Raw genomic sequence first — 13687 nt, forward strand, 5'->3', positions numbered from 1 at the left:
TAATAAATAAGAGAATCATAAGCATGAACTTTAGTGGAATAGCTACAAGAAGGGGATAATTATAAAATTGTTAAAGCTCAGTATAATTCTATAATAGTAGATATAATTATTAGAATTTTTATCTTAGTTACTTTTCGGGTAGGATAAGTAGAAGAAAATAGGAAGTTTTTCTTTGAAGAAAGCTCTTTTGACAGGAATAGATTTTTTCATAACTAGAACAAATAAATTAATAATCGCATATACTGTATTGTCGTTAAAGCAAGGCATTATTTTCTCAGAACAAAGGAATCACTAGAAAAATATGTGATTCCTTTATTCTACAGTATAATGTCAATAATTGATTTAAAATAACTGAGGAAATAAAATCTTTGTTAATGGATAATTACATCATTTTAGGTATAGTAGGTTTATAATTTAGACTATAAAAATTAATGTGTCTTTTATTATTTTAGCTAAGAGGACTCCCTCCTTAAGGAATTCACAGCAAGTATGAGTAAGTGGGAGTAGTTCAAAGCATGCAATATTGTTTGATTTGGCTAATACATAGATTTATCATCTCAGAACTGGTGTAAGAATTATAATGTTTATACCATTCTATTGTATTTTCTAAAGTTTGTTGTAGGGACCATTTTGGTTGCCAATCAAGATTGAATTTTGCTTTGCTAATGTCAAGGTTTAGTAAATTTGCTTCATGAAAATTTATTGTCCCTATATTTTCTGCTGTCCAATCCCCACAGCCCCAAATATCTAGTAAACTTGTCACTAAATTTTCTACTGGAACAATATTGCTTAGGGATGGCCCGAAGTTCCATGCTCCTGAATAAAGGATACCATTATTTATAATTTTTTCTGTAAGGAGTAAATACCCGCTTAAGGGTTCTAGTACATGTTGCCAGGGTCTAATAGTAGTAGGGTTTCTAATAATAATCTTTTTGTTTGATTCTAATGCTCGTATACAATCAGGAATAATTCTATCTATTGACCAATCACCACCACCAATTACATTACCAGCTCGAACGCTTGCAATTATTTTCTTGTGGTGAGAAAAGTTTTCTTCTGAAAAGTAAGAATTTCGATAGGAAGAAATTAAAAGTTCGCAGCATCCTTTGCTTGAGCTATATATGTCATGGCCACCCATAGGGTCAATTTCACGATAACCCCAAGACCATTCTTTATTTTCATAGCACTTGTCACTTGTCACCATAATTCCTATTTTAGCTGATTCATGTAATCGAATTGCCTCTAGTACATTCATAGTTCCTACAACGTTTACCTCGTATGTTTCTCTAGGATATTCATATGAATACTTAACTAGAGGTTGGGCAGCTAAATGGAATACAATTTCAGGTTTATAATCTGTAAAAACCTTATTTAATTTATTAAAATCCCTAATGTCTCCACGAATATCAATTATATTATTTTGAAGGTTAGTAATGTTAAAGTTATCATTTTTATTTTTAGGATCCAATGAATATCCGATTACAGTAGCACCTAATTCATTCAACCATAGGGATAACCAAGAACCTTTAAAACCAGTATGTCCAGTAATTAAAATTGTCTTTCCGTAAAAAGCATTATTAAAGTTTTGATTTAACAATTAGTCCACCTCCTTTAGTACCCTATTTTTAGGGGGTTAGGTATAAATGTTTATTATTTTTATACCAATTAACAGTTTTTATAATTCCTTCTTCAATATTAATTCTAGGTTCCCAGGAAAGAGAGTTTTTTATTTTTTGCACATCTGCTTCAGGAACCCATCTTTCATTAGTTCTAGAGGGAATTGCACCGTAATTTGGTCTGGAATTGGTTTTCAAATGTTTGAATAATAATTCTACATAATGTTTCAAGGGGGAAATAGTGCCACTCCCAATATTAAAGATTTCATTTTGTACAGTAGTATTTTCTACTGCTAGGATACAGGCATCTATTATATTTTCTATATAACAATAATCTCTTAATTGATTACATAAAGTTAAATTTACATCTTTGTTTCGTAATACTTGCAAGATTATATAGCTAAAAATTTTATGTGGCTCCTCGCTTTCTCCGAATATGCCAAAAGGTCTTAATGTTATAAGATTAATGCTGTTTTCGCTAGCAATTTGATGGGCGAGTATAGTAGCAGCAGCTTTGGTACTTCCGTAGATATCCACAGGAGTTAGTAACATATTTTCATGAATAGGTTCCATCTTGTTACCGTATTCAGAACTACTCCCAAAATTGATGATTTTTTTACAATTCACCAATTTTGCTGCTTGAATAATGTTACATGTCCCTATAATATTTGTTTCTATAGCATGCATGTAATCTGTATGGGCAGAATTTACACCATAGGCTGCCAGGTGAAAGATATAATCCGGATTAACTTTCTTTATTGCATCTTGTACTTGTTTTTTATCTCGTATATCTATTTCATAGGTTTCAATATTTTTTATAATATCCTTTAGTCTCCAAAAATTTGATGGTGTTCTTATGAAAAGAACAATTCGTGCTTGTAAATTTAAAAGTCTTCGTGCCAAGTGAGAACCAATAAAACCGTATCCACCAGTAATAAGGAAAGTTTTATTTTTAAATGAAGTAATCATAGTGAAAATCTATCCTTTATTAAGATTTGTTTTTAAATAAGGAGAGTATCAGTCTTAATTGTGATGAGGGGAGGAGTATTTAAAATAATTTTTTATTGTCGTTGTATCAATTTGGTCAGCAAATAAAGAGGAGGGGGATTTTTGAAAAGTATTATGAAGGGTATGACATGTCTTGTTCAATTGTTCAATATAAGGAATGTATATATAATCTAAAACTTCTGGAGGTAATTCTAAAGTTTCTTGTTTCCATAAATCGAACTCATTTGGATTAATAATTTGCATACTTCCAAAATGAAAAGCTATTAATTCATCTTGATCAATAAAAACTTTTTTATCTGTTTTTGATATAGAACTGCTATTTAAAATGACATTCCAAGGTGCTGCATCAATACCTTTATGAGTCATGATTTTAATATTAGAAAAGATGTTAGGAATGTGATTTAAATATTTTTGGTCACCCCATCTATTCATTTCAACATCATAATGATTATTGCAATATTCTAGGCATTTATCTTTCCACCATGTTAAAATTTCTTTACTATTTTGATCGTTTTTGAAGCCTACTAAACCAGCTTGGTATATACCGTGTATGTTTTCAATTTCAGTAGAGCTTCTTTGAGGGCAAAGGAATACAGAGTATTTCCACCATTCATCAAGAATGATATTAGGTGCTGTAAAGAAATACATATCAGCATCACAATATATAATGTGATCAACTTCCGGATAAAGACTAAGGACATGTAGACATAGGGGCGCTTTTAATGTCCAACAATATTCTTGTAAACTTCTATCATTTTTTATACTGAGGAGTTCATGATTTTCAATATTTTTTACCGGAATTAGTATGGCGTGCTTTAATTTTAATTTCTCTAATATTTGATAAGTTAAATCATCCATACAACAGATCCATACAGTAAATTTAGCGTTGAAATTTTCTAAGGAATAATAAGAGGTCAATCCTTGAATTAATCGTTCTTTACTTATAATCATGGAAAAGTTCATAAAATGATTGGATTGATTCATTTTTCTTCTTAATTGTGAATCTTTATATAAGGTTTGAGCTTTATTTATATCTTTTTTACTTAAAAATTGTTTAGTATCTTTATTGAATTTATCTTTTAATTGATTTAAAACAAATTGAATTCTCTCTAAATACGGAGTGTAAATATGGTTTAATATATTATTGGGTATTGAAATTGCTCCCAAAGACCAAAGATCAAAATCATTTGCATTAAAGATAGTAATACATGCAAAATGGTAAACAACTAGTTTGTCGTTTTCAATAAATACATCGTTTTTAGTCTTGTCAATTTTATAATCGTTATTATATATACAGTTCCAAGGCGCAGCATTTATACCTAAGTTATTTGAAATTTTTACTTTTGGAAAATATATAGGGATATAATCTAAATACTTTTGGTCTCCAAATTTCCCCTCCTCAGCCTCGGCACTGCACCAATCTAGACATTTATTTTTCCACCATCTTACACTTTTTAGTCCATAGAGATCATTCTTAAATCCAATTAGCCCAGCCTGATATTTTCCATACATTTTTTCTACCCAATCACGATCTCTTTGGGGGGTAAGGAAAATGGAGTATTCACCCCATTCCTCAAAAATAATATTAGGATCAGAGAAAAAGCATAAATCACCATCACAATATAGAATAGATGGTAAATCATAATTGACCAATAAATATTCTATCAAGACAGATTTTAAAGTCCAACAATATTCATTTACTTTTCTTTTTCTTTTAATTGCTTTTAGTTCACTATCTTCTAATTCTTCAACTTGTAAAAGGTTTACATTAATTAAATTCATTTCTTTTAATAGTGAATATGCAAAAGGGTCTATACAACAAATCCACAATGTGAATTTTTCTGAGTACTGCATTAATGATTGCTGTAAAGCAATGATTTTCAAGACATATTCACTACCTACAATGACACAGAAATGATTATTTAGATCATGTTGTTGATTATAGAATTGGGGATTCATTCTTTTTTGAGTATTTTTTTTGGAGAGATTTGAAGCTTTAATTCCTGTTGAAAGCGGGTTAACTATTTTCTCATTAGAGGGGATATACAATCGAGGTAAACTTATTTTTTTATCATTAGAGTTCAATGTTTATTCAGTCCTCTCCACTAAAATTTATTAGGATTCCAACTTTCATCTACAGTTTTTAAATCTTTAGGTGTATCGACACTAGCCCAAAAGTCATTGTGTTCATAGACTGCGAGCTCATTGTCTTTTATTAAATTGTGAAGAGGATCTTCTTCTAGAACACAATCATCACTATCACCTAAATAATCGAATATTTCTTTGTTAAATACAAAAAACCCGCCATTAATTACTTCATCAAGTAATGGTTTTTCTTTAAAATCAATAGCAATTCCATTTTCGACCGCCAATAGGCCATATTGACTATTTTTTTTAATTCCAGTTAATGTAGCAATTTTTCCTTTTTCTTTATGGAATGCTATTAGTTGATCAATATCTATATTTGCTAATCCATCGCCATAAGTTAATAAAAAGGTTTCACCCTGTACAAAGGGTTCAAGTTTTTTTAGCCTTGCCCCGGTCATTGTATCAATTCCTGTATTTATAAAGTGTATATTCCAATTTTCTAATTCCTGAAGTAGCGTATATTGATTGGTTTTAAAATTCAAACTAAAGTCATTCTCTTTCCAGCTAAAGTCCATAAAATATTCTTTAATTTTCTCACCTTTATATCCTAGGGGCAAAATGAAATCAGAATGTCCATATTTTCTATACCAATTCATTATATGCAAGAGGAGAGGCTTTCCTTGAACTCGAACTAATGGTTTGGGAATGTCCTCTAAAATTCCTTGCATCCGAAGCCCTTTTCCGCCACACAAAATTATGACTTTCATAAATTTCTTTCCTTCCTCTCTATATATTTTACTAATTTAAACTATGTAGTTTGTTTGATAAATGTATACACGGTTGTACCATAATGACAATCAACTAAAAAATATATGTTAGATTTATAATTCAAATGCTGATTAAACGTGAAGAATACGCACTGTAGTTTATTCTCAATCTTATGTAAATTAGGTTATTTTAAAATCAATGCTTTATTTTATTTAATACTAATGAAAGAAATTGCTTGTTTGTAAGATAAAAGAAGGGGAGGGGAATCAAGGGAATTGAAGAAGCTTATAATGAAAAATCTAAGAAGGAAATTAACTATTTAAAGGAAAAGTGAACAAATATTACATTGTAGATTTTACAAATTTAAAAAAGAGCACCGTATAAAGGTGCTCTAGTGATGGAATCAATTTTGTAAAGAACCATTTATTCAATAAAGAAGGACTTATGAATTATTATATGAACGGTTTATTAATTAAGTGTGTATCAATTAGATGGGAATTTTATTTCTCTACACCTATTTTAATTTACTGGCAAAATCATGTTAAAAGTAAGAAGAAAAGTATTAAGTTAATGTTATTTTATTTAAAATATAATCCCAATCGGAATCATCACCTTCCCATCTATCCTGATAACGTGGGAGTTCAATTGAACAAACCCTCGATATTCCCCAATTTTGTTCAACGATATTAGATATATCCTCCTTAAAATTGACAATAAGAATATTAAAATCTTTATTTGTAATTTCGGATAATACGTTTTTTAATTCAACCGCTTCATCTCGATTTCCCCAAATCCTAATGAATAAAATTGATTCACTACTATTTATTTTTTCAAGGAATCGATTAATTCTAGTGTCTAATTTAGCTTTAAAAGAAGGATAGGTTGATTTCCAATCCTTTTCTGAGTCAATAGGAAAGTCATGCATTGAAAAACAATTATAATAAGTGTCCTTTATACAATAGGTAATTCGTTCTGCCCATTTAGTTTGATTATCAAATTCTGATTCAATAAGACCGTAACTTTCTGAACCTTCTATGACCATATTTTCCAACTTCATAAATTTTTCAAATCGATTTTGAAGTAATCTGTTTACATCTGAAAGTGATGGATAATAAAACCAATCTAAAGGTCCAGAAAATGTTCTTAAATGATGCCTTTTGATTTGGTTAGTGACTTGACACAAGCCTCCTAAACTTACAATTACGCCATAGGATTTTTGTATATCATCTAGGTTCATCCTGATCATCCTTTTTAAAAGTAATTTAAATTATCTATTCAGTATATGATGCAATAACATATTGATGTGGACATATATATATCAAAGTACATAGAGCTAAGATATTGGTATAAATTTGAAAAGTCAAAATCCCTAAGTTAAGGAATTATATCTTTAATGTTATATCATTGAGTTGCTATTGGGATGAAAGCTGGTAGGGATTATACTCTCCAGTAACTTAAATTAGAAACCAGTCCTTGATTACTATAGTAAAATTGTTGTGCCTTTAAAAGAATCCTTAGATAAAAAAGAAAAATCTATTGGTTAGCATTTAACCAGTAGATTTTTCTTTGAGTTATTATCTTTTACATAATAATTATAGAGGATGGAAAATTCCACTTAGAAATAATTTTAAGCAGAAGAATAGACTAGTCTAATTTCTAATGGTCCCAGTATCTTTTATTTTGACGTGTGTCTTTACATTTATTTTAGCCTCTGCTAACGCTTGCAACCAATTTCCTTTTACTTTTTTCCACTCTTTATATTGAAATGCTCTAGCATATTGGGATAATCCGATTGGATCAATTTTATTCTGTTGTATTTCATATAACATATTTTGTAAATTGTTATTAATTTCTTTTTGAATAGCACTTTTTAAATTATTTATATTTTTTTTATTATCATAGTGCCCTTTAATTGAATTCGCATTGGTTTTTTCTATTAAAGCTACATTAGCGTAAATATCGAGATTAAATACAAACTTTCCGTTTTGAAAATTAACAACTACCTTCCTTGTCGCGTTCTGTACGAATATAGAAGTGTTTGTTTTTTTGTTGGACTTTTTAGGAGGAAGCGCAAGGTGTAGTATCATTCGCCCGCTACTTTTTTGCTTATTTATAAGATTGAAAAATTTAACATCTTTTTTAGGGATATGAGTTAAATATTTCCCTTTTCGATTTAAAAATGCAATTCCTACTGTGTCGATTTCATTCTTTGTTTTTTTGATAATTGGAACAGTTTGCGTCATTCCTTCTTCATTTTGTTCTCTCATTAATTGTTGAATTGTAGAAGAGACGGATTGGTTATTTTGAATTGACGATTCGATTACACCATTTATATAAGATGAAAGTGATGGTTTACTAGGCTTATGAATTGTAAAAATTTCTTCTGCAGGTCCATCTACAAGTACTACTTTAGCATTAATGGTAGCGTAAGGGTCACGGTAAGAAGAATCAAGCTCCTGCAACCAATTTGCTTCTTGTGCTAATTTTTTTCCAATTAAAATGATTTCAGCTTTGGAAGCTGTCATAAAGCCAGTTAACTTCGTATCTATCTTACTGAATCCAGTATATACAGTGGATGCTTGTGTCCAATGTTCTATAGTACTTTTTTGCTGTTTATGATGAAAGAGTGGTATGCTTGTTCCAACTTTTATGTCTCCATTAGGGGTTCTATCCAAGCCAATTAACAGGATTAATGAAACCTTCTCAAGAGGAATTCTCTGACTACAACCAATTATATATACACAACAAATTACAATCCATATCCATTTTCGAATCAAAGTTGTTTCCTCCTAGTAATCCAAGTAAAAAGAATACCGTAAGCGAAAAATAAGATTGGTAATAGAATAAAGAAAACGACATTTAAGATATCCATAAGAGAATATATAAACAAATATTGATCCACATCGGGATTTAGGAAAATAAATAGGCCAACTATAAATAACATAAAAGCAAGCAGCGCCCAATTGCGGGCGTTTTTTTGAAGTGAAATGGCCACAGATTCAAAACTGAAAAATAAATACGGATATATCGTAGTGGAAAAGACAATTAAATAGTAAGCGATATATATAATTTCTAATCGTTCTATGAAAGAAAAACGAACCCCTTTTAACAGATGAAATACTGGCCAGATTACGTCTTTTATCCCCTCTGGACTAAAGTATATATAAGAAAGAATAGTAACATATAGATAGAAAAACATGGTTCCAGTATTCGCTATTAGTAGTCCTTTTATGGCTTTTTGTTTTTTTTGTAAGAATGGGTATATATAATATGCAATTTCTAGGCCAGCATAAGGAGTAATGGTTTCTTTTGTTGCCTTTACAATAGGATATAATCCTTCTTTAAATATAGGTAGTAGGTGTAAAGGATTGTAGTTAGTCTTTAGCGAAAAAAGAAGAAATAGTGGCATCCAAGTAGTGAAGAAGAAAACAAGCATAGAATAACTAGTAAGAGCCCTTAACCCACTCAGGGCTAAAATAATAAAAGGTAATAGTAATAATATGGTGATTTGATAAGCAGGAGTGGAAGGGAATATCCACACTTTTACAATATCGGTTGCCTTTAATAAAGTATTAAATCCAGCAAAAAATAGATAAAAGGCATATGCAAGAAAAAGAATTGTCCCTATCCATTTACCAAAGTATGTTTTTAAGATTTGTGAGAAATTTTTGTTAGGATTTTTTTGTAACATTAATATAATAAATACCCCGATTATAGAAGTAACTATCCATCCGAGAATGATCGAAATCCAGCCATCTGTGCCGGCATTAGTAGCAAGTGGGCTTGGCATAATTAACATACCAGATGCAAGTTGCAGCGAATGAATGAAAATAATAAATTCGAATAAAGTTATTTTTTGGAACTTAAGATTCCCCATATTAACCACCTTCTTTTTTCTTTCTTTGTTTCGGCTGTCCTGTACTCGAGCGGGTGGTAATCATCGAAATAGGAAATCTTACAAAAGAATCTTTTAACTCTTGGAGACGAAATGGTGCGATTGGCATTCCGTATGGTGAACCATAGGAGGTTAGTGAAACAAAATGAGCAAATAAGAGCATTAATCCACTAACAATACCTACAATCCCATAAAAGTAAGCCAATAACATCATTGGAAAACGGATAAGGCGTATAGAACTCGATAAATCATAATTAGAAACAATAAATGAAGCAATGGCTGTAATAGATACGATAATAACCATAACGTTACTAACAAGACCAGCTTGAACAGCCGCCTGTCCAATTACAATCCCTCCAACGATTCCAATAGTTTGTCCAATTGGTTGTGGTAAGCGAATGCCAGCTTCACGTAGCATTTCTAGTGTAATTTCCATTATAAAAGCTTCCAATAAGGGGGAGAAAGGGACTTTGACTCTTGATGTTGCAATAGAAGTGTATAAGTCTATAGGAATAATTTCAAAGTGAAAAGAGACTATAGCAATATAAAATGCGGGTAAAAAAATAGCTATAATAAATCCTGCGAATCGTAATAAGCGAAAAAATGATGCGATGAGCCAATGAATATTATAATCATCTGGGGTTTGAAAAAATCCAATCAAATTCATAGGAACAACCATTGCACCAGGTGATCTATCCATTAACACTGCTACTTTCCCATCAAGTATATGATTTGAAATGGCGTCTGGGCGTTCGCTTAAATAAGCCTGTGGAAAAGGAGTCCAATTTTGATCTTTTGTATAATTAGATAGCTCTCCAATACTTAATACCGCATCTGTTTTGATTTTACAGATTCTAGTTTCTATTTCTTGGACTACATCTGCGTTTGCTACATCACCTAAGTAAATTAAATAGACTATAGAAGTGGCTCGTTCTCCAATCGTCAGCTTTTTGATTTTTAACTCTGTAGAAGGAATATATCGACGAATAAGACCTATATTTTTTGTGGCATTTTCAATAAATCCATCATGGGATCCTTTAATAGTAACTTCTGAAATTGGCTCTTGAATTGCTCTTTCTGCCCAGCCTTTTGTATTTATTAGAAGTGACCGCTTTTCTCCCTCCATAAACAGTACACATTGCCCCTCAAGTAACCCTTCCTTAATTTCATTCCATGTATATACTATTTTGGTATGAGTAGCAATAATATTAGAATTAAATATTTGACTGTCTTCATTTACTTCTTGTAATAATGGTGTAACAACATTGGTTTTTAATGCAACACCATCTGTAAGGCCTTCAAAATAATATAGTAAAATATTCGTGTTTGTTTTTAATTGCAAAGGATGTTCAATTAAATCTGCACTAATATCAAAGATATTATCTAGTGTATTTTTAAGTTGTTTTAAGTTACTTGTTTGGATCTTTTCAATGGTTTTATCTGTCTTAGTTTCTAAGGTCTCTTCATTTAAGGACAAAATTGACACCTCTTTAATATATAACGATTAGTTGTATTTATTATTTTTATATGATTGAATTTTATTCACTAATTTAAACTAATTGGAGATAAGAATTAATAAATTTGATGTGCTATATTATTAATTCAATAATTGAGAGCAAAAAGCAGATGTAATTTGTGTGGAAATTTAAGTATTAAGATAGAATTGAAATTTGAATGATTATAATAAAAAGAACCCTTGATAGGTTCTTTTTTAGTTGGTAAATATGTTGTCAACAATAGATGGCGATAAAGGTAGTAATTTAGATGTCTTTATGTTAATCAGCTAAATTTTGTAGGAAGAATTCTTTTTTCATACCTTAATACTCAATGAAAAAGGATATTTCATTTATTTGGGTGTTCTAGTGTATTTGAATTTTGCGCACTAACAAATTTTGTTTAGGGACAAAATGCATTTTCTTAATTATCAGAAAAAAACAGCGCGACAAAATTCCTATTAATTATTTTGGTAGGTATCAAATATTTCTTTGGCCTTATTTTCTTGATATTACCGTACGTTTATATGTTTCTAAGGGAAAGAAATACTTTCATTTTTATTACCATCTATTGTTTGATTAAGATGGTAACATGAAAGTGAAACGTTTACAACCAGAAAATAAAGAAAAAATATTAAAATACGACTTCTTTCGACAATCATTCTATGTTTATATTTAATTTTATTATAGGAAAAGGCGGAGGGAAGTGGACCTTTTCCTATAAACTGTTTTGTTGGAATTAGAAATAACTAAAAAAGTAATAATAGCTTAAAATTAAAATGAAATTCAATGATAAAATTATTATTGAATTTTTGAACCTCAGGTGTCTTGAAAGTATGGTCAAATTTTAATCCACTTTGCGTTTCTTCCTTTTGTAACTAGCTTAATATGGCCAAACAGTTGCAAGGAATTTAAAGCCTTACTGATTGTACTCTCTGCAATGTCTGGATAAGTGTTACGAATATTTTCTTTAGTAAAGGGTTGCTTTTGTTTAAGTATAAAATCCTGAATTCTCTCAACTTTAGTATGTTTACATATAGAATCTAGAACTGTGTTATGAAGATCTTTGTAAGCCTCTAATATAATGGTTAAAAACGTTTTTAACCAAAAGCTATTATTATGTTCCTCGCAGTACCAATTCACCGAAGATTTATAAATCGAATTGTAATAATCAGATTCATGTTTCTTAATATATTTATCCAGACATACATATTTTACAAATGTATGTCCACTCTTAATTAACAGCAATTGCATTAACATAAATGCCAGCCTGTTATTACCTTGATTGAAAGGGACTATGCAATAAAAATTTAATATAAAACGAGCTATTAATAAAAGTGAATGTAGCCCCTTACTAGTATTTAATGAGTTGTATTGATCACATAATTGCTCCATAAACTGTGGAATAAGTTCATGCGGAAGAATGCGGTAACTATTCAAGTGCATTCCATGTTCTGGAATTCCTGGAATGATAAAAGGTTTTTCACGCCATTTGGCACTGTCAGAGGTAATGTAATGTATTAGTTGAAAATGTAATTCCTGTATAGTTGCTGGATTGATTAATAAAGTACAGGAGTTTTTATGTACAAAAGAAAGTGTTTGATAATAGCAAAAAATAGCATCTTCCGAAATATTTTGAGGTACGATATCATCTAAAATAAGTTCTTTTAATCTTTTATTAGGAACTTTTATATCCTCATAAATAGTTGTGAAATTTTTTATGTAATGTAGTGGTATAGTTTTTTCTAAGCTATTAAATATGTCTGGGTTTTGTTCCTGATAAGCAGCTAATTTTCCTTTTAATTCGCTAATTTCACTTATTAAATTTATTAACCTCCTTTTTAATTCAATATTTTTATACTTATCATCAAAAAAGTCTCTCATTTTTGTTCCCCCTGTAACCCCTTAACACGTTGTTGCATATATCTTTCCATTCTAAAGGTATTCCACGACATCATTGTAAAATAACGACATTTTCGTTCTGATTTTAAATATATATCAGAATCTATATTTTTATTTAACAATTAAAACATGGAGATTATAAAGAAGAATCGTTAGGATTCAATTTTAATAGGCATAATCCTAACATCAAATGTACAAATGTACAATAAAAAAATAAAAAATAAAAAACTATCGACTCTTTTGAAAGATTATTTAAAAGGGTTTTAAGAAATTGTAGGTATAGAGTGCTTTAGTTTAGCAGTAAATATTGAAGTGGTAATAAAGTTTTCATAGGTAATCATAAAGTAGATAAACTATTAATTTGTGACAATTATGTGTCTAATCTATTATATACTTTTATGAGAATTCTAAAATTAAATCCTAAAGAGCTGAATTTTCTATATTTATCATAAAGATCAGAAGAGGCGTGTTGATGAAATGTATCATTTTATATAAAAATATGTAACGTTTAATACTCGTATTGTAAAATATTTTGACATACGTTAATTTAAGTATTAGGTACAGGAACATTTAATAAAAACTCAGTACTAAAATACCCTTTAAACGTTTCACCCTAAGAACCGTTTCTCAAGCACACTGAAGTTCATCCTTTGTTTCTGTGCCTTATTAGATAAAAATAACACAATAAATTATTAGAATGTGATAATTAAAATTTGATTTTTAAATATTTTCTCTTTTCTTAAACGTTAACAATCTCTTGATAATCTGTTTAAAGTAAGGAAATACAGGATAGAAAATAGTTATTAATAAAGAAAATACAGTTAAGCTAGATACCTTAAGTTATTTTATGAGTAATTAAGCGTTAGTTTGAATTAGTAGGGGTATTATATGTGTTTTAACCTCAAGTGTATATGTTT

9 protein-coding genes are annotated in these 13687 nt (G+C 29.9%); all 9 read right to left on the bottom strand.

Annotation, left to right across the window (positions count from 1 at the left end; genetic code table 11):
* Positions 1-508: 508 nt before the first annotated feature.
* The gene (rfbG, locus tag C4S65_RS03235) at positions 509-1597 is read right to left on the bottom strand and encodes a CDP-glucose 4,6-dehydratase (RefSeq protein ID WP_103945133.1); all 1089 of its coding nucleotides are present in this window, start codon (positions 1595-1597) and stop codon (positions 509-511) included.
* 28 nt (positions 1598-1625) lie between these two features.
* Positions 1626-2585: an NAD(P)-dependent oxidoreductase gene (locus C4S65_RS03240; RefSeq protein WP_000633064.1), complete on the bottom strand. Its 960-nt coding sequence runs from the start codon at positions 2583-2585 to the stop codon at positions 1626-1628.
* A 54-nt stretch (positions 2586-2639) separates the two neighbouring features.
* Complete coding sequence (locus tag C4S65_RS03245) at positions 2640-4709, bottom strand: hypothetical protein (protein WP_061667955.1); 2070 nt, start codon at positions 4707-4709, stop codon at positions 2640-2642.
* A 20-nt stretch (positions 4710-4729) separates the two neighbouring features.
* Positions 4730-5479 carry a sugar phosphate nucleotidyltransferase gene (locus C4S65_RS03250; protein ID WP_000864427.1) on the bottom strand — a complete coding sequence of 250 codons (750 nt, stop codon included), beginning with the start codon at positions 5477-5479 and terminating at the stop codon, positions 4730-4732.
* Positions 5480-6042: 563 nt separating this feature from the next.
* On the bottom strand, positions 6043-6717 hold the full coding sequence (locus C4S65_RS03255; RefSeq protein WP_001046793.1) for a papain-like cysteine peptidase: 675 nt from the start codon (positions 6715-6717) through the stop codon (positions 6043-6045).
* 412 nt (positions 6718-7129) lie between these two features.
* Positions 7130-8257: a Ger(x)C family spore germination protein gene (locus C4S65_RS03260; RefSeq protein ID WP_000619982.1), complete on the bottom strand. Its 1128-nt coding sequence runs from the start codon at positions 8255-8257 to the stop codon at positions 7130-7132.
* Positions 8254-9357: an endospore germination permease gene (locus C4S65_RS03265; RefSeq protein ID WP_061667954.1), complete on the bottom strand. Its 1104-nt coding sequence runs from the start codon at positions 9355-9357 to the stop codon at positions 8254-8256. The genes C4S65_RS03260 and C4S65_RS03265 overlap by 4 nt, the downstream gene beginning before the upstream one ends.
* 1 nt (position 9358) lies before the next feature.
* On the bottom strand, positions 9359-10852 hold the full coding sequence (locus tag C4S65_RS03270; RefSeq protein WP_000055704.1) for a spore germination protein: 1494 nt from the start codon (positions 10850-10852) through the stop codon (positions 9359-9361).
* A gap of 856 nt (positions 10853-11708) precedes the next feature.
* The gene (locus C4S65_RS03275) at positions 11709-12752 is read right to left on the bottom strand and encodes a Fic family protein (protein WP_001204224.1); all 1044 of its coding nucleotides are present in this window, start codon (positions 12750-12752) and stop codon (positions 11709-11711) included.
* Between the last annotated feature and the right edge of the window lie 935 nt (positions 12753-13687).

The organism is Bacillus sp. ok061, from assembly GCF_900108285.1.
Classification (GTDB): domain Bacteria; phylum Bacillota; class Bacilli; order Bacillales; family Bacillaceae_G; genus Bacillus_A; species Bacillus_A thuringiensis_S.